The 20284-nt window shown below is 70.4% G+C and carries 3 protein-coding genes (2 of these 3 running past the window's edge); all 3 read right to left on the reverse strand.

Annotated elements, in window-relative coordinates; genetic code table 11:
- Tightly spaced (each overlapping or abutting the next), the 3 genes in view from Phou_RS09745 to Phou_RS09755 form a layout consistent with a single transcriptional unit that may run on beyond the window.
- On the reverse strand, window positions 1-4759 hold the 5' portion of the coding sequence (locus tag Phou_RS09745; protein ID WP_173055478.1) for a non-ribosomal peptide synthetase. Its footprint begins 9101 nt before the window's first position; the window shows 4759 of its 13860 coding nt (coding positions 1-4759); it begins with the start codon at window positions 4757-4759; its stop codon lies beyond the left edge, outside the window.
- Window positions 4759-13137 carry a non-ribosomal peptide synthetase gene (locus Phou_RS09750; protein WP_218578925.1) on the reverse strand — a complete coding sequence of 2793 codons (8379 nt, stop codon included), beginning with the start codon at window positions 13135-13137 and terminating at the stop codon, window positions 4759-4761. Before Phou_RS09750 ends, Phou_RS09745 begins: the two co-directional genes overlap by 1 nt.
- Window positions 13053-20284 carry the 3' portion of a non-ribosomal peptide synthetase gene (locus Phou_RS09755; protein WP_173055480.1) on the reverse strand. 4267 nt of this gene lie beyond the right edge of the window, so 7232 of the gene's 11499 nt are visible here — the last part of the coding sequence; the start codon falls outside the window, past its right edge; its stop codon occupies window positions 13053-13055. The genes Phou_RS09750 and Phou_RS09755 overlap by 85 nt, the downstream gene beginning before the upstream one ends.

Consider the following 20284-nt stretch of genomic DNA (forward strand, 5'->3'; position numbering starts at 1 on the left):
AGCGCGGCAACGCCAGCGCCACCACCGACTCCGGGCCCACCCCGCGGTCGATCAGGAGCCGCGCCAGCCGGTTGGCCGCCGCGTTGACCTCGGCGAAGCTGCCCCGGAACGAGTCGCCGAACACCAGCGCGGTCGCGTCCGGCGTGCGCCGCACCTGCTCTTCGAACAGGGCCGGGAACGCGGTGGCGGGCGCATCCAGGGCGGTGTCGTTCCAGCCGTGCAACACCCGGTCGCGGGCGGTGGCGTCGATCACGTCGATCGTGTCGAGGCTGGTGTCGCGTCCGCTGTCGAGCGAGTCGGTCAGCGCGGCGACGAGGTTTTCCACCGCCAGGTAGAGGAGCCGGCCGACCGCATCCGGGTTGAGCGGGGTGACCACGTCAACGGTCATGCTGAGCCCGTCCGGGCCCAGGTCGTTGATGGAGACGCTGAGGGGGTAGTTGTCCCGCTCCTGGGTCATGATGGCCCGGATGCCGCTCTGGGTCCGCTCACCGTCGCCCTGGCCCTTGCCCCGGTCGATGTGGCGGTAGTTGAACAGCGACGTGAACAGCGGCGCGTTCCCGGTGATCCCGCTCGCCTGCTGCGCCACCACCAGCGGTGCGTGCTCGTGTCCCAGCAGCGCGGCCAGCTGGTCGCGCATCGCGTCGACGGCGGCGCGCACACCGATCCCGCGGGTGCGCACCCGCACGGGCAGCGTGTTGATGAACGGGCCGAGCACCCGGTCGGCTCCCACGCCCGCGTTCATCCGGCCGAACAGCACCGTGCCGAAGACCACGTCGTCCCGGCCGGACACGGTGGCCAGCACCCGCGCCCACGCCACGTGCATCAGCGTCGCCGGGGTCACGGCGAGGCGCCGCGCCACGGTACGCAGCGCGGTCACCAGCTCCCCGTCGAGCGTCAGTCCGGCCACCGCGCCGGTGCCGTCGCCGTACACGTCGAGCAGCCCGAACGGTGCGGTCGGCTCGGTCACGTCGCCGAGCAGCTCGCCGAAGAAGCGGGCGTGCTCCTCCCGCGGGACGGCCCGCGCCTGCGCCACGAAGTTGCGGAACGGCAGCGCGGGTGCCAGCGCGGCCGCGTCGCCGGCCAGCACCGCGCGCAGCTCGCGCAGCAGCTCGTCCATGCCGACGTGGTCCTGCACGAGGTGGTGCATGCGCAGTAGCGCCAGCCAGCTCCCGTCCTGTACCGAGGTCACGTGCAGGTCCATCAGCGGGGCCTGTCCGAGGTCGAACGCGGTGCCGACCTCAGCGATCAGCGCCTCGGCCAGGTCCGTGCCGGCCACCGGCTCCAGCACGTGCTCGACGACGGGCAGCGTTGCCCGCCGCCACACCACCTGTACCGGCTCGGCAAGCCCGTCCCACACCACCGAGGTCCGGTAGATGTCGTGCCGGTCCACGACCTGCTGCATGGCGGCGGCGAAGCCGTCCAGCCGCGCCCGCGTGTCGAACTCCAGCACGCGCAGGGTCAGGTAAGCGTCCTCGGCCTGGCCGGCGAGCAGGTGGTGGAACAGCAGCCCTTCCTGCAGCGGGGCCAGCGGGTACACGTCGGCGACGTTGGCGGCGCCACCGTCCACTGTGGCGACGACCCGCCGTACCTCGTCTTCGGTCAGCTCGACCAGCGGCAGCATCTCCGCCGTGATCTCGTCGGCACCGTCGGGGATGAGGTTCGGCGGCACCTGCACCGCGGGCCCGGCCGCCGCCGCGACCGCCAACCCGGCCGGCGTCGACGACTCGAACAGCGCCCGCACCGACACCCGGAAGCCCTGGGCGCGCAGCCGCTCCACGAGCGTCACGGCCAGCAGCGAGTGCCCGCCGAGGGCGAAGAAGCTGTCGCCGACCCCGACCGACTCGAGCCCGAGCACCTGCGCGAACGCGGCGCACAGGATCTCTTCCTGCACGGTGGCCGGTCCACGGCCGGCGCCGGCGTGTGCCGCGTAGTCCGGTGCGGGCAGCGCCTTGCGGTCCAGCTTGCCGTTGACCGTCAGCGGCAGCTCAGCCAGGGCCACGATCGCCGCCGGCACCATGTACTCCGGCAGCCGCTGCCCGACGAACCCCTTCAACACCTGCTCATCGACACCGCTGCCGACGACGTAGGCGACCAGCCGCTTGTCACCCGGCACGTCCTCGCGCACCACGACCGCCGCACGCACCACGTCCGCGTGCCCGAGCAGGACGGCCTCGATCTCGCCCGGCTCGATCCGGAACCCGCGGACCTTGACCTGCTCATCCGCCCGACCCAGGAACACCAACTGGCCATCCGGCGTCCACTTCACCCGGTCACCGGTGCGGTACATCCGCTCACCCGCGACACCGAACGGACACGCCACAAACCGCTGCCCCGACAGACCAGCCCGGCCGACATAGCCGCGGGCCACACCCGCACCAGCCACGTACAGCTCACCCGGCACCCCGACCGGGACCGGCGACAGGGCGTCGTCGAGCACGTAGAGGCGGCCGTTGGCGATCGGCGCACCAATCAACGGGGCATCACCAACATTGAGCGGCTGGGACATGGAGGCGCAGACCGACACCTCCGTCGGACCGTAGGCGTTGATGAACCGCCTACCGGACGCCCACCGGTCCACCAACGCCTGATCCAGGGCCTCACCAGCCGAAACCAGAGTCGTCACCGACGCGAGATCATCGTCGGACAGCACACCCAGCACCGCCGGCGGCAACGTCACATGCGACACCCGGAACTGCCTCAACACCGTGGCCAACTCCGAACGCAGCCGCTCGGCCGGCACCATCACCAACGTCCCGCCGGAGCACAACGCCATCAACAGCTCAGAGACCGCCGCATCGAAACCAACCGACGCGAACTGCAACACACGCGAAGTCGACTCGACCTGGAAGTGAGCAATCTGCGCCACCGCCAAGTTGATCGCACCTGCATGCGGGACGGCGACACCCTTCGGCGTCCCGGTCGAACCGGACGTGTAGATCACATACGCCAGACCAGCCGGCACAACCTCGACCGCCGGCGGCGTGACCGGCTGCGCGGCAACCTGCGGATCGTCCAGGCGCAACACCGGCACGTCATCAGTCGGCACGTCACCGTCGGTCAGGAGCAGACGTGCACTGCTGTCGGCCAGCATGAACGCAACTCGGTCGGCGGGCAGCGACAGGTCCACTGGCAGGTAGGCGGCACCGGCTTTCCACACGGCCAACACCGCCACCACCAGGTCGACGCTGTGATCCAGCGCGACCGCCACCACCGACTCAGGCGTGACACCCGACTCGACCAAGCGGTGGCCGAGCTGGTTGGCCCGACCATCCAACTGCGCATACGTCAGCTCGACACCGCCGTCGCCGACCACCGCGACCGTGTCCGGAGCCGCCGCCACACGACCGGCGAACAACTCCAACACCGTCCCAGCCGGCACCGGCGAACCCGTCTCATTCCAGCCGACCAGCAGCCGCTCACGCTCAGCGGGCTCCAGCACCTCGACCGCGTGCAGCGGCACGTCGGGGGTGGCGGAGACGGTGTCGAGCACGCTGGTGAAGCGCCGCACGAGCGCCTCGACGGACTCGAAGTCGAACAGGTCCGCGGAGGCGACGAGCGACCCGCGGAGCCCGGCCGGGCGCCCCTCGCTGTCGAACACCTCGCGGACGGACAAGTCAAGATCAAACTTTGCCGGTACCGGTGTCCTGTCCCCCGCGGCGGGCGCGTCGGCGGCGTCGCGCACCGTGCGCCGGGTGTTCTGGACGGACAGCATGACCTGAAACAGCGGGTGCCGGGACAGCGAACGGGCCGGCGCGAGGTCCTCGACGAGGCGTTCGAAGGGAACGTCCTGGTGTTCGAGGGCACCGAGGCTGGCCTCGCGGACCCGGTCGAGGACCTGCCGAAACTCGGGGTCGCCGGACAGGTCGGTGCGGATCACCAGCGTGTTGACGAAGAACCCGATCAGGTCGTTCATGCCTTCGTCAGTACGGCCGGCGATCGGGAAGCCGATCGGGATGTCCGTGCCGGCGCCGAGGCGGGACAGCGTCACCGCGAGGGCGGCCTGCAGCACCATGAACGGGGTTACGCCCTCGGCCCGTGCCAGGTCGGCGAGGCGCTGGTGCACGTCGGCGGGCACGTCCAGCGGTACCCGATGGCCACGGTGGGTGGCCACCGGCGGCCGCGGGCGGTCGTGCGGCAGGGCCAGCTCTTCCGGCACGCCGGCGAGGGTCTGCCGCCAGTAGCCGACCTGCCGGGACAGCACGCTGTCCGGGTCCTTCTCGTCGCCGAGCAGCTCGCGCTGCCACAGCGTGTAGTCCGCGTACTGCACCTGCAGCGGGTCCCAGTTCGGCGCGGGGCCGTTCAGCCGGGCCGCGTACGCGGTCGACATGTCCCGCCGCAGCGGGGTCATCGACCAGCCGTCAGCCGCGATGTGGTGCACCAGCAGCACCAGGATGTGGTCGTCCGGCGTGATCTCAAACAGTGACGCCCGGATCGGCACGTCGACCGCGAGGTCGAACGTGGTCCACGCCACCTCCTGGATCGCCTGCTCCAGCTCGCCGGCGGTCACCCGCCGTACCGGCATGTCCCACTCGAGCTCGTGCGGCTTGAGGATGTGCTGGTACGGCTCGCCGTCCGCGACGCGGAAGACGGTGCGCAGCGACTCGTGGCGGGTGATGACGTCCCGCAGCGCCGCGCCCAGGGCGGGCACGTTGACCTCGCCCTTCAGCGGGATCACGAGCGGGATGTTGTACGTGGGACTGGGCCCCTCCAGCTGGGCCAGGAACCACAACCGGCGCTGCGCGAACGACAACGGGACCATCAGTCTGTCTCCTTACGCATCGGACGCAATGCCGGCCGGTTCGTCTTTTGGTTTCCGAGCTTTTCCGCAAGTTGTGCCACTGTGGGTGCTTCGAAGAGCATCCGGATCTTCACTTCGACGCCGAGCCGCGCGCGGATCCGGGACAGCAACCGGATCGCGAGCAGCGAGTGGCCACCCAGGTCGAAGAAGTTGTCGTCGACGCCGACCGAGTCCAGCCCCAGCACCTGCGCGAAGATCTCGCACAGCACCGTTTCCCGCTCGCTGGACGGCGCCCGCTTGGCGGCGGCCTGCTCCGGTGCGGGGAGGGCTTTGCGGTCGAGCTTTCCGTTTGCGGTCAGTGGGAGTGCGGGCAGGACGACGACGGCGGAGGGCACCATGTAGTCCGGTAGCCGCTGGCCGACGTAGGCCTTGAGCTCCTGCTCACCGGCGTCACCGACGACGTAGGCGACCAGCCGCTTGTCACCGGCCGCGTCTTCCCGGACGATGACCGCCGCCTGAACGACCTCGGGATGTGCGAGCAGGACCGCCTCGATCTCACCCGGCTCGATCCGGAACCCACGCACCTTGACCTGCTCATCCGCCCGGCCCAGGAACACCACATCCCCGTCCGGCGTCCACTTCGCACGGTCACCGGTCCGGTACATCCGCTCACCGTCACCGAACGGACTGGCCACAAACCGCGAACCCGTCAACCCGGACTGTCCGATGTAGCCGCGAGCCACACCCGCACCCGACACATACAACTCGCCCGTCACACCCACCGGCACCGGCCGAAGGCCGTCGTCGAGAACGAACAGGTGGGTGTTGCCGATCGGTGAGCCGATCGGGGCCGCTGTGCCGTCCAGCGCCTCAGCGGTCAGGCGAGTGGTGGCGACACCGATCGTGGTCTCGGTCGGGCCGTAGTGGTTGAACACCTTCCGCTCATCACCAGCCGTCGCGACCAGCTCCCGCAACCAACCAGCCGGCGCCGCCTCACCACCCAACACCAACGACTGGCGCGGCAGCACCGCCGCCAACGACGAACCCGCAGACAACGCCGCCAGGTGCGACGGCACCGCCTTGACAAAGTCGATCCGCTGCTCCGCCAGATAGTCGGCAACCGCCGCCGGATCCACCACCGCCTGCTCATCCAGGATGTGCAGCTGACCACCCGTCACCAAGCTGATGAACACCACCGTGTTACCCAGGTCCGTCACCTGCGCCTGCAACAGCGCGTAACGGGCGTCCTGACCGGTCCACCCCAGACGATCGGACACGCTCGACACATAATTCGTCAGCGACCCGTGCGTCACCGCGACACCCTTCGGCGTCCCAGTCGAACCCGACGTGTAGATCACGTAGGCCAGACCGGCCGCCTCCGGCACCACACCCAGCGGGGTGTCCGGGCAGCCCGCCAGCACCGCATCATCGAGCAGCACCACCGGCACACCAGTGGGCAAACCCGCCCGGCCGGCGGCCAACACCAACCGGGCACCACTGTCGGCCAGCATGAACCCAACCCGATCCACCGGCAACGCCGCATCCACCGGCAGATAGGCCGCACCCGCCTTCCACACCGCCAGAATCGCCGTGATCATCTCCACACCGCGAGGCAGGCACAGACCAACCACCGACTCCGCACCCACACCCTGCCGCCGCAGACCCCACGCCAACCGGTTCGCCGCCGCATCCAACTGCCGATACGTCACACCGACACCGTCCGCGACCACCGCCACCGCATCCGGCGTCAGCACCGCCTGCTGCTCAAACAAAACAGACACCGACACATCCGGCACCGCCACCACCGTGTCGTTCCACGAACGCACCACAAGCTCACGCGACACCGCATCGAGCACGTCGACCGCGCGGACCCGGGTGGTGGCCGAAGCCGTCACCACATCCAGGACGCGGGCAAACCAGTTCGCGAACCGCTCGGCCGCCGGCGCCTCGAACAGGTCCGCGTCGAGCGTGACCACACCGTGCAGGCCGGCCGGCCGCCCGTCCGCGTCGAAGGACTCGTTGATGGCGACAAAGAGGTCGTACCGTCCCGGCGTCACGTCCTGGCTGCCGAGCACCGACGCGCCACCGCTCGTACGAACGCCGGAGAACTCCACCGAGACCCGCTCCGCGTTGTGGAGCGTGAGCATGACCTGGAAGAGCGGGTGGCGGGCCAGCGACCGGCTCGGCGCCAGCTCCTCGACGAGCCGTTCGAACGGCACGTCCTGGTGGGCGAGGGCGCCCAACGTCGTCTCCCGCACCCGGGCCAGCACCTGCCGGAACTCCGGGTCGCCGGACAGATCGGTCCGGATGACGAGGGTGTTGAGGAAGAAGCCGACCAGGTTGTCGAGCGCCTCGTCGGTGCGGCCGGCGATCGGCGAGCCGATCGGGATGTCGTCGCCCCCGCCGAGCCGGGACAGCGTCACCGCCAGCGCCGCCTGCAGCACCATGAACGGCGTCACGCCCTCGGCCCGGGCCACGTCCACCAGCCGCTGGTGCACCTGCGCGGGCACCTCCATCGGTACCCGATGGGCGCGGTGGCTGGCCACGGCCGGTCGTGGCCGGTCGTACGGCAGCGCGAGTTCTTCGGGAACCCCGGCGAGCGCCTGCCGCCAGTACGCCATCTGCGCGGCGAGCAGGCTTTCCGGGTCGCTCTCGTCGCCGAGCAGCTGGCGCTGCCACAGCGCGAAGTCGGCGTACTGGACCGGCAGCGGCTCCCACACCGGCCGCGCGCCGCCGAGCCGTGCGGCGTACGCGGCGGACAGGTCGCGGCCCAGCGGGGCCATGGACCAGCCGTCGCTGGCGATGTGGTGGACGACCAGCACGAGTACCCGCTCGTCAGTCCCGCTGTCGAACAGCCACGCCCGGATGGGCACCTCGCTCGACAGGTCGAACGTGTAGCGGGTCGCCTGTGCCACCGCGTCCGGGAGCTGCTCCGGCGCGACGTGGACGACCTCCAACCGCCAGTCCAGCTCCGCGGGTTCCAGGACCCACTGGTACGGCTCGCCGTCCACCGCCGGGAACACGGTGCGCAGCGGCTCGTGGCGGTCGATCACGTCCCGCAGCGCGGCACCGAACGCCGCCACGTCCAGGTCGCCGCCGAGGCGGGCGACAGTCGGCAGGTTGTAGGTCGGGCTGGGCCCTTCCAGCTGGCCGAGGAACCACAGCCGCCGCTGGGCGAACGACAGCGGCACCCGCTCCGGCCGCGCCCCGGCACGCAGCAGCGGCCGCAGCGGGTCGGTCTCGGCCTCGGTGAGCCGTGCCGCGAGGCCGGCGACGGTCGGCGCCTCGAACAGCACCCGCAGCGGCACTTCGACGCCGAGGACGGCGCGGATGCGGGAGATCAGCCGCACCGCGAGCAGCGAGTGTCCACCCAGGACAAAGAAGCTGTCATCCACACCCACCCCGTCCACACCCAGCACCTGAGCAAACGCGGCACACAACAACTCTTCCCGCACGTTCGACGGGGCCCGCCCGGCGCCGACCGTGTACTCCGGAACCGGAAGGGCCTTACGGTCCAGCTTCCCGTTCGGCGTCAGCGGGAACTCCGGCAACACCATGACGGCGGCCGGGACCATGTAGTCCGGCAACCGCTGACCAGCGAACGCCTTCAACTCCTGCTCAACGAGCCCGTCACCGACGACGTAAGCGACCAGCCGCTTGTCACCCGGAGTGTCCTCACGAGCCAGCACCGCCGCCCGCACCACACCCGGGTGCGCCAGCAGCACCGTCTCGATCTCACCCAACTCGATCCGGAACCCACGGATCTTCACCTGGTGATCAATCCGACCCAGGAACACCAGCCGGCCGTCACCAGACCACTTGACCAGATCACCAGTGCGGTAAAGCCGCGCCCCACCACCAGCGAACGGGTCCGCGACAAACCTTTCCGCCGTCAACCCAGCCCGACCCCGGTAACCGCGGGCCACACCGTCACCACCGATGAACAACTCACCCGCCACACCCGCCGGGACCGGCTTCAAATGCGCATCCAGCACATACACCTGGGTGTTCGCGATCGGCGTGCCCAACAGGATCGGGCCGCCGTGTTCAAGCGGCTGGCAAGTGGACCAGATCGTCGTCTCGGTCGGCCCGTACATGTTCCACACACCGCCGCTACGGGCCAGCAACGCCTCCGCCAACGTCGCCGGTAGCGCTTCACCACCACACAACACGCGCAGGGCAGGCGCACCCGCCCAGCCGTCATCGACCAGCATCTGCCACGTCGCCGGGGTCGCCTGCATCACCGTCACCCCACGCCGGACGATCTCACCGGCCAGCACGTCAGGGGTGCGGGCGGTGTCCCGGTCGGCGACCACCACCCGGGCACCGACCAGCAGCGGCAGCAACAACTCCAAACCGGCGATGTCGAACGACAACGTGGTAACCGCGAGCAGAACATCCGAACTGGACAGTCCAGGGCGCTGGGCCATACCGACCAGGAAGTTGACCAGGTTCCGGTGGGTGATCTGCACACCCTTCGGCCGGCCGGTGGAGCCCGAGGTGTAAATGACGTAAGCCAACCCGTCACCCGACGACGGCACATCGAGGAGTGTGGACGGGCGGGACGCGATCCTGGCCCGCACCTGCGGATCGTCCAGGGTCACCGTCGCCACCGTGTCGCTGTCGAACACGTGACCGTGCCGCAACAACACCGACGCCCCACTGTCCGCGAGGGTGTAAGTCAGGCGATCGGTCGGATAGTCCGGGTCCAGCGGCAGATAGGCGGCACCGGCCTGCCACACCGCCAACATCGCCACCACCATGTCCACACCACGGTCCAGACACAGCGCGACAATCGACTCCGGCCCGACACCGAACTCCCGCAGCTCCCACGAAAGCCGGCCCGCCCGCTCCACAAGCTCGCGATACGTCAACGACTCCCCGCCACACACCACCGCCACCGCATCCGGCCGCGACACCGCACGCTCCACGATCAACTCACGCGTCGTAGCCAACACCGGCAACGGCATCGCCGTGTCGTTCCAGACACTGACCACACGCTCGCGCTCCGGCGCATCCAGCACATCGACCGCGTGCAGCGGCATGTCCGGTGCGGCCGTCACCGCGGTCAGCACCCGCTTCCAGCGGTCTGCCAGCACCTCGACCGAGGCGAGGTCGAACAGGTCGACGGCGGCGGTCACCGAGCCGCGCAGGCCGGCCGGGCGTCCCTGGTCGTCAAACTCCTCACCCATGATCACGTCGAGGTCGAAGCGGGCCGAGACCACCGCGGCCCGGTCGGCGGCCGAGGTTTCGCCGCTGGTCTGCGCCACCGGCATGTCGAGTGCGCCGCGCTCGTTGTTGCGCATGGTGAGCATGACCTGGAAGAGCGGGTGGCGGGCCAGCGACCGCGCCGGGGACAGCTCCTCGACAAGCCGCTCGAACGGCACGTCCTGGTGCGCGAGCGCGCCCAGGCCTGCCTCGCGCACCCGGGACAGCACCTGCCGAAACTCCGGGTCGCCCGAGAGGTCCGTGCGGATGACGAGGGTGTTGACGAAGAAGCCGACCAGGTGGTCGAGCGCTTCGTCGGTACGGCCGGCGATCGGCGAACCGATCGGGATGTCCTCACCCGCGCCGAGCCGGGACAGCAGCGCCGCCAAAGCCGCCTGTAGCACCATGAACGGTGTCACGCCCTCGGCCCGCGCCAGCGCCACAAGCCGCTCGTGCACCTCGGCCGGCACCTCCACCGGTACCCGATGACCGCGGTGGCTGGCCACCGCGGGCCGGGACCGGTCGTGCGGCAGCGCCAACTCCTCCGGCGCACCCGCCAGCGCCTGCCGCCAGTACGCCACCTGCTCAGCCAGCAGGCTCTCCGGGTCACTCTCGTCACCGAGCAACTGGCGCTGCCACAGCGCGTAGTCCGCGTACTGCACGGGCAGCGGGCGCCAGTCGACGGGGCGGCCTTCGACGCGCGCGGCGTACGCGGTGGAGAGGTCCCGTCCGAGCGGCGCCATTGACCAGCCGTCGCTCGCGATGTGGTGCATGACGAGCACCAGCACGTGCTCGCCCGACCCGCTGTCGAACAGCCACGCGCGGACCGGTGCCTCGACGGCGAGGTCGAACGCGTGCCCGGTCGCCCGAGCGACGGCCTGGTCCAGCTCACCGGCGCCGACCCGCACGACCTCCAGCTCCCAGCCGAGCTCGTCGGGGTCCAGGATCCGCTGGTACGGCTCGCCGTCCACCGACGGGAAGACGGTACGCAGCGCCTCGTGGCGGGCGATCACGTCCCGCAACGCCGCCGCGAACGCGGCCACGTCAAGGTCCGTGCCCAACCGGACCACCATGGGCAGGTTGTAGGTGGGGCTGGGGCCTTCGAGCTGGGCGAGGAACCACAGGCGGCGCTGGGCGAACGAGAGCGGTACCCGCTCCGGCCGCTCCACCGCCCGCAGCCCCGGGCGGGCGCGGCCGGATGTCGCGGCGGCCAGCCTCGCGGCGAGGCCCGCCACCGTGGGCGTCTCGAAGAGGGTCCGCAGCGGCACCTCGACGCCGAGCACCGCCCGGATGCGGGAGGTGAGCCGCACCGCGAGCAGGGAGTGGCCGCCGAGGTCGAAGAAGTTGTCGTCGACGCCGACGCTGTCCACACCGAGCACCTGGGCGAAGGCCGCGCACAGCAGCTCCTCGCGCAGGTCTGCCGGTCCCCGGCCGGCGCCCGACGCGTACTCCGGCGCCGGGAGGGCTTTGCGGTCGAGCTTTCCGTTTGCGGTCAGTGGAAGTGCGGGCAGGACGACGACGGCGGAGGGCACCATGTAGTCCGGTAGCCGCTGGCCGACGTACGCCTTGAGCTCCTGCTCACCGGCGTCACCGACGACGTAGGCGACCAGCCGCTTGTCACCGGCCGCGTCTTCCCGGACGATGACCGCCGCCTGAACGACCTCGGGATGTGCGAGCAGGACCGCCTCGATCTCACCCGGCTCGATCCGGAACCCACGCACCTTGACCTGCTCATCCGCCCGGCCCAGGAACACCACATCCCCGTCCGGCGTCCACTTCGCACGGTCACCGGTCCGGTACATCCGCTCACCGTCACCGAACGGACTGGCCACAAACCGCGAACCCGTCAACCCGGACTGTCCGATGTAGCCGCGAGCCACACCCGCACCCGACACATACAACTCGCCCGTCACACCCACCGGCACCGGCCGAAGGCCGTCGTCGAGAACGAACAGGTGGGTGTTGCCGATCGGTGAGCCGATCGGGGCCGCTGTGCCGTCCAGCGCCTCAGCGGTCAGGCGAGTGGTGGCGACACCGATCGTGGTCTCGGTCGGGCCGTAGTGGTTGAACACCTTCCGCTCATCACCAGCCGTCGCGACCAGCTCCCGCAACCAACCAGCCGGCGCCGCCTCACCACCCAACACCAACGACTGGCGCGGCAGCACCGCCGCCAACGACGAACCCGCAGACAACGCCGCCAGGTGCGACGGCACCGCCTTGACAAAGTCGATCCGCTGCTCCGCCAGATAGTCGGCAACCGCCGCCGGATCCACCACCGCCTGCTCATCCAGGATGTGCAGCTGACCACCCGTCACCAAGCTGATGAACACCACCGTGTTACCCAGGTCCGTCACCTGCGCCTGCAACAGCGCGTAACGGGCGTCCTGACCGGTCCACCCCAGACGATCGGACACGCTCGACACATAATTCGTCAGCGACCCGTGCGTCACCGCGACACCCTTCGGCGTCCCAGTCGAACCCGACGTGTAGATCACGTAGGCCAGACCGGCCGCCTCCGGCACCACACCCAGCGGGGTGTCCGGGCAGCCCGCCAGCACCGCATCATCGAGCAGCACCACCGGCACACCAGTGGGCAAACCCGCCCGGCCGGCGGCCAACACCAACCGGGCACCACTGTCGGCCAGCATGAACCCAACCCGATCCACCGGCAACGCCGCATCCACCGGCAGATAGGCCGCACCCGCCTTCCACACCGCCAGAATCGCCGTGATCATCTCCACACCGCGAGGCAGGCACAGACCAACCACCGACTCCGCACCCACACCCTGCCGCCGCAGACCCCACGCCAACCGGTTCGCCGCCGCATCCAACTGCCGATACGTCACACCGACACCGTCCGCGACCACCGCCACCGCATCCGGCGTCAGCACCGCCTGCTGCTCAAACAAAACAGACACCGACACATCCGGCACCGCCACCACCGTGTCGTTCCACGAACGCACCACAAGCTCACGCGACACCGCATCGAGCACGTCGACCGCGTGCACCGGCACGCTGGCAGAGGTGGTCACCACGTCCAGGACGTGCGCGAACCAGTTCGCGAACCGCTCGGCCGCCGGCGTGTCGAAGAGGTCGGCGGCGACGGTCAGAACACCGCGCAGGCCCGCCGGGCGTCCCTCGTCGTCGAACGCCTCGCCCAGGCTGAACTCGAGGTCGAACCGGGACGACACGGTGACCGAGTCGTCGGCCCCGGTGTCCTGGCGCCCGGCCGCACGTCGGAGAGGTTGAGCGAGGCGCGGCCGAGGTTTTGCAGGGTCAGCATGACCTGGAAGAGCGGGTGGCGGGCCAGCGACCGCACCGGCGCCAGCTCCTCCACCAGGCGCTCGAACGGCACGTCCTGGTGCGCCAGCGCGCCCAGCGTCGTCTCGCGGACCCGGGCCAGCACCTGCCGGAACTCGGGGTCGCCGGACAGATCGGTGCGGATCACGAGGGTGTTGACGAAGAAGCCGACCAGGTCGTCCAGGGCTTCGTCGGTACGGCCCGCGATGGCCGAACCGATCGGGATGTCGTCGCCCGCGCCGAGCCGGGACAGCGTCACCGCCAGCGCCGCCTGCAGCACCATGAACGGCGTCACGCCCTCGACCCGCGCCAGCTCCACGAGGCGCTGGTGCACGCCGGCCGGCACGTCCAGCGGCACCCGGTGTCCACTGTGGCCGGCGACCTGCGGCCGGGGCCGGTCGTACGGCAGCGACAGCTCTTCCGGCGCGCCGGAAAGCGCCTGCCGCCAGTAGGCGATCTGCGCCGACAGGCGGCTGTCCGGGTCGCTTTCGTCGCCGAGCAGCTCGCGCTGCCACAGCGCGTAGTCCGCGTACTGCACGGGCAGCGGCTCCCACGCCGGCGCCTGGCCCTGTGCCCGGGCCGCGTAGGCGTCGGACAGGTCCCGCGCGAACGGGGCCATCGACCAGCCGTCGCTGGCGATGTGGTGCATGACCAGCACGAGCACGTGCCCGCCGGAGTCGCTGTCGAACAGCGACGCCCGGACCGGCAGCTCGACCGCGAGGTCGAAGGCGTGGCGGGTGGCGCGTGCTATCGCGTCGGCCAGCCCGTCCTGCGCGACGGAGGCGGTCTCCAGCTGCCAGGCGACGTCGGCCGGATCGAGGACCCGCTGGTACGGCTCGCCGTCCGCGACGGCGAACACCGTCCGCAGCGACTCGTGCCGGGTGATCACGTCGCGCAGGGCGGCGTCGAGGGCGGCCACGTCCAGGCCCTCGCCGAGCCGTATGACGGTCGGGATGTTGTAGGTCGGGCTCGGGCCTTCGAGCTGGGCCAGGAACCACAGCCGGCGCTGGGCGAACGACAGCGGTACCCGCTGCGGACGCTCGCCGCCGCGCAGCACCGGGCGGGCGAGGTCCGTCTGTGCGCCGGCGAGCCGTGCCGCGAGGCTGGCGGGCGTGGGTGCCTCGAAGAGGACCCGCAGCGGCAGCTCGACGCCGAGCACGGCCCGGACGCGGGAGATCAGCCGCACCGCCATCAGGGAGTGGCCGCCGAGGGCGAAGAAGCTGTCGTCGACACCCACCGCGTCGACGCCCAGCACCTGCGCGAACGCGGCACACAACAACTCTTCCTGCACCGTCGCCGGCGCCCGACCCGCACCACCGGCGAACTCCGGTGCCGGCAGCGCCCCACGGTCCAGCTTCCCGTTCACCGTCAGCGGGATCTCGTCCAACGTGACCACCGCGGCCGGGACCATGTACTCCGGCAGCCGCGAACTCGCGAACGCCTTCAACTCCCGCTCGTCGACACCGTCACCCACCACATAGGCGACCAGCCGCTCCTCACGCACGATCACCGCCGCCTGAGCGACACTGCCGTGCCCGAGCAGGACAGCCTCAACCTCACCCGGCTCGATCCGGAAACCACGAATCTTGACCTGCTCATCCGCCCGGCCGACGAACACCAACTGCCCATCAGCCGCCCACTTGACCAGATCACCGGTCCGGTACATCCGCCCACCACTGCCGAACGGGCACGCCACAAACCGCTCCGCACTCAACCCCGGCCGGCCAACGTAGCCACGGGCCAGGCCAGCACCAGCCACATACAGCTCACCCGGCACACCCACCGGCACCGGCGACAAGCCGCCATCCAGCACGAACAGGCGGGTGTTCGCGATCGGCCGGCCAAACGGCACCACACCAGCCAGATCCGGGTCGACCTGCTCCGCCGCGACCATCACCGTCGCCTCGGTCGGACCGTAGGTGTTCACGAGCCGGCGGCCGGCGGCCCACGCCCGGGCCAACGGCTCACTGATCGCCTCGGCACCCACCAACACCGTCCCCAGCTCCGGGAACTGCGCCGGGTCCAACACCCCCAGCAGGGACGGCACCACACTGGCCGCCTGGATGGGCAGCTCCCGCAACAAGCCCGGCTCAGAACGCTGCCGATCCGACGCCACCACCAACGTCGCGCCACTGCACAACGCCACCGCAACGTCCAACACCGAGGCGTCGAAGCTGAACGACGCGAACTGCAACACACCCACACCAGGGGCGGCACCCATCACCGGGCCGAAGACGGAGACAAGGTTCGACAACGAACCATGCGCCACCGCAACACCCTTGGGCCGACCCGTCGAACCCGACGTGTAAATCACGTACGCCAAGCTGGCCCGATCAATCGCCACCGCCGGCGCGAGGTCCGGGCCGGCGGCCGGCAGATCGAGGTCATCGGCGGTCAGGACCAGGTGGGCGCCGCTGTCGGCGGTGATGAAGGCGATCCGGTCGGCGGGCAACTGCGGGTCGATCGGCACATAGGCCGCCCCCGCCTTCCACACGCCGACGATCGCCGCGACCATCTCCACGCCGCGCGGCAGGCGGAGCCCGACCACTGACTCCGCGCCCACACCCTGCCGCCGCAGAGACCAGGCCAACCGGTTCGCGCGGGCGTCCAGCTCCGCGTAGGTCAGCTCCACACCATCGGCCACCACCGCGACCGCATCCGGCGCCGCGGCGACCTGACGCTCAAACAGGGCCACCACCGACATATCCGGTACCGGCATCGCGGTGTCATTCCAGGTACGCACCACGAGGTCACGGGCGGCGGCGTCCAGCACCGCGAGCGTCGTCAGCTCGACGTCGGGTGCGCCGTCGAGGGTGCCGGCCAGCGCGGTGACCACCTGGTCGACCGTGGTGCGCAGCAGCCTGCCGACCGCTTCGGGGTCGATCGACTCGACGACCTGGACGGTGATGTCCAGCCAGTCGGGGCCCATGTCGTTGATGGAGACGCTGAGGGGGTAGTTGGTCCGCTCCTCGGCCTTGACGCCGCGGATCCCGCTTTCGGTCCGCTCCCCGTCGGCGCGTCCGGTACCGCGGTCGATGTGGCGGTAGTTGAACAGCGACGTGAACAGCGGCGCGTTGCCCGCGATCCCGCTCGCCTGCTGCGCCACCACCAGCGGTGCGTGCTCGTGCTCCAGCAGCGCGGCCAGCTGGTCGCGCATCGCGTCGACGGCCGCGCGGACGCCGATGCCCCGGGTGCGGACCCGCACGGGCAGCGTGTTGATGAACGGGCCGAGCACCCGGTCGGCGCCGGCACCGGCGTTCATCCGGCCGAACAGCACCGTGCCGAACACGACGTCGTCACGGCCGGACACCATCGCCAGCACCCGCGCCCACGCCACGTGCAGCACCGTCGCGGGTGTGACCGCCAGGCGGCGCGCGACGGTACGCAGTGCGGTGACGAGCTCGGCGTCGAGCGGCACTCCCCCGGTCACGGTGCCGGCGCCGTCGCCGTGCACGTCGAGCAGCCCGAACGGCGCCGTCGGCTCGGTCACGTCACCGAGCAGCTCGCCGAAGAAGCGGGCGTGCTCCTCCCGCGGGATCGCCCGCGCCTGCGCCACGAAGTTGCGGAACGGCAGCGCCGGTGCCAGCCCGGCCGCCTCGCCGGACACCACGGCACGCAGCTCGCGCAGGAGCTCGTCCATGCCGAAGTGGTCCTGCACGAGGTGGTGCATGCGCAGCAGGCCGAGCCAGCGGCCGCCGCCGGTGGAGGTCACGTGCAGGTCCATCAGCGGCGCGCGGCTGAGGTCCATGCCGGTACCGGCGGTGGCGAGCAGCGCCTCGGCAGCGTCGGCCGCGTCCAGGACATGCTCGGTCACGGGCAGGGTGGCCTGCCGCCACACGACCTGTACCGGCTCGCGCAGCCCGTCCCACACCACCGACGTGCGGTAGATGTCGTGCCGCTCGACGGCCTGCTGGAAGGCGGAGGCGAACTCGTCCAGCCGTTCGCGGGAGCTGAACTCGACCAACCGCAGCACGACGTAGGCGTCGTTGGCGCCGCCGGACATGACGTGGTGGAACAGCATGCCTTCCTGGAGCGGGGCGAGCGGGTAGACGTCGGCGACGTTTGCCGCGCCACCGTCCACTGTGGCGGTGACCCGCCGCACCTCGTCCTCGGTCAGCTCGACCAGCGGCAGCATCGCTGGCGTGATCTCCCGCGCGCCGTCCGGGATCAGGTTCGGCGGCACGGACGCCGCTTCCCCAGCGGCGGCGGCCACGGCAAGCCCGGCCGGCGTCGGCGCTTCGAACAGCGCGCGCACCGACAGCGTGAAGCCCTGCGACCGCAGTCGCTCCACAAGCGACACTGCCAGCAGCGAGTGCCCGCCGAGCGCGAAGAAGCTGTCGTCGACGCCGACCGAGTCGAGCCCGAGCACCTGGGCGAAGGTGGCGCACAGGATTTCCTCGCGCACCGTCGCCGGTCCGCGGCCGGCGCCGGCGTTGGCGGCGTAGTCCGGGGCGGGTAGTGCCTTACGGTCCAGCTTCCCGTTCACCGTCAACGGGATCTCGTCCAGCGTCACCACCGCCGACGGGACCATGTACTCCGGCAGCCGCTGACCAGCGAACGCCTTCAACTCCGACTCACCCACACCACCCACGATGTAGGCGACCAGCCGCTTGTCCCCCGGGCTGTCTTCCCGAGCAACCACAGCCGCCTGAGCAACCTGCGGATGGGTCAGCAGCACCGCGGCGATCTCACCCGGCTCGATCCGGAACCCGCGAACCTTGACCTGCTCATCCGCCCGACCCAGAAACACCAACCGCCCATCCGGCGACCACCTCGCCAGATCACCCGACCGGTACATCCGCCCACCCGCACCCGCGAACGGGCAGGCCACAAACCGCGACGCCGTCAAACCAGCCCGACCCACATAACCCCGAGCCACACCATGACCAGCCACATAAATCTCACCCGGCACCCCAACCGGCACCGGCGTCAGCGAACCGTCCAGCAGGAACACCGACCAACCAGGAATACCCCGACCGACCACACTGCCCCGATCCGCAGGCGTCACATCCCACGCCGTCGTGTGCACCGTGGTCTCGGTAATCCCGTACATGTTCACCAGACGCGGCCCACCACTACCGGCCCGCTCCCACCAGCCAGCCAACCGCACCGGATCCAGCGCCTCACCGCCGAAGACCATCAGCCGCAGCGACCCTGGGCCGAACGCGTCCACCGCCAGCAGCTGGTAGAGGGCGGACGGGGTTTGGCTCAACACCGTCACCCGCTCCCGAACCAGCAGCTCCACAAACTCCTGCGGGGACCGCGACACCGCATGGGAGACGACGACCACACGAGCGCCGTGGGCTAGGGCGCCCCACAACTCCCACACGGAGAAGTCGAACGCGAACGAGTGGAAACATGTCCACACATCATCCGGACCCAGCTCAAACAGCTCATCCGTCGAAGCAAACAAACCCACCAGGCTGCGGTGACTGACCCCGACACCCTTCGGCCGACCCGTCGAACCAGACGTGTAGATCACATACGCCAACTGATCCGGCAACCCAACCGAGGGCAGACTCGTCCCGTCCAACACAGACAGCTCCGCCACCACGGACGGGTCGTCCAGCACGACCAGCGGCAACCCCGCCGAAGCCACCACCGGCACATGCACCGACGTCGTCACGATCGCAGCAGCCGCCGCATCACCGAGGACGAACGCCACCCGGTCGGCAGGCGTGGCGGGGTCGATCGGCAGATAGGCGGCGCCGGACTTCAACACCGCCAGCAACGCCACCACCAAGTCGGCGCCACGGTCCATCACCACCGCGACACGCGACTCCACACCCACCCCGACACCCCGAAGGAGACGAGCCAAACGGTTCGCCCGCGCATCCAACTCGCCATACGACAGCCGCACGTCCTCGAAGACAACCGCCACCGCATCCGGAGCCGCCTCCACACGCTCGGCGAACAGCTCCACGAACGTCACATCCGGAACCACCACCGAAGCGTCATTCCAACCACACACCACCCGATCCCGCTCACCCACCTCCAGCACACCCACCGCATGCAGGCGGGTGTCGGGGGCGGCGGCGACGTTCTCCAGCACGCGGGTGAACCAGGCCGCGATCCGCTCGGCGGTCGCCGGGTCGAACAGGTCCGTGGCCACGCCGACCGAGCCGCGGATGCCGGCGGGACGGCCTTCGGCGTCGAACGTCTCCCCGACCGCGACGTCCAGGTCGAACTTGGCCGCCGTCACGCCGTCGAGAGCCGTCCCGGCCCCGCCGACCTGCGCGCCGGAGAAGTCGACGACGCGGCGCTCAAGGTTTTGGACGGTGAGCATGACCTGGAAGAGCGGGTGCCGTGCCAGCGAGCGGGACGGGGCCAGCTCCTCGACGAGGCGTTCGAACGGCACGTCCTGGTGTGCGAACGCACCAAGGCTCGCCTCACGCACCCGACCCAACACCTGACGGAACCCCGGATCACCCGACAGGTCCGTGCGCACCACCAACGTGTTGACAAAAAACCCAACAAGATCATCCAAAGCCTCATCGGTACGACCAGCGACCGCCGCACCAATCGGCACATCCACACCCGCACCAACCCGCGACAGCGTCACCGCCAAAGCCGCCTGCAACACCATGAACGGCGTCACGCCCTCGGCCTGTGCCAGCTCGACAAGCCGCTCGTGCACCTCGCCCGGCACGTCCAGCGACGCCCGGTGGCCGGCGTAGCTCGCCACGGCGGGGCGCGGCCGGTCGTACGGCAGGGTCAGCTCTTCGGGGATGCCGGCGAGCGCCTCGCGCCAGTAACCCACCTGCGCGGCGAGCAGGCTGTCCGGGTCGCTCTCGTCACCGAGCAGCTCACGCTGCCACAGCGCGTAGTCCGCGTACTGCACGGGCAGCGGCTCCCACTGCGGGGCCGCGCCGCCGCGCCGGGCCGCGTACGCCGCCGACAGGTCGCGGCCGAGCGGCCCCATCGACCAGCCGTCGCTGGCGATGTGGTGCACCATCAGGACGAGCACGCGGTCGTCCGGCCCGACCTCGAAGAGCCAGCCGCGGACCGGCATCTCGGCAGCCAGGTCGAAGGCGTACG

It is taken from the genome of Phytohabitans houttuyneae (genome assembly GCF_011764425.1).
Taxonomy (GTDB): Bacteria; Actinomycetota; Actinomycetes; order Mycobacteriales; family Micromonosporaceae; genus Phytohabitans; species Phytohabitans houttuyneae.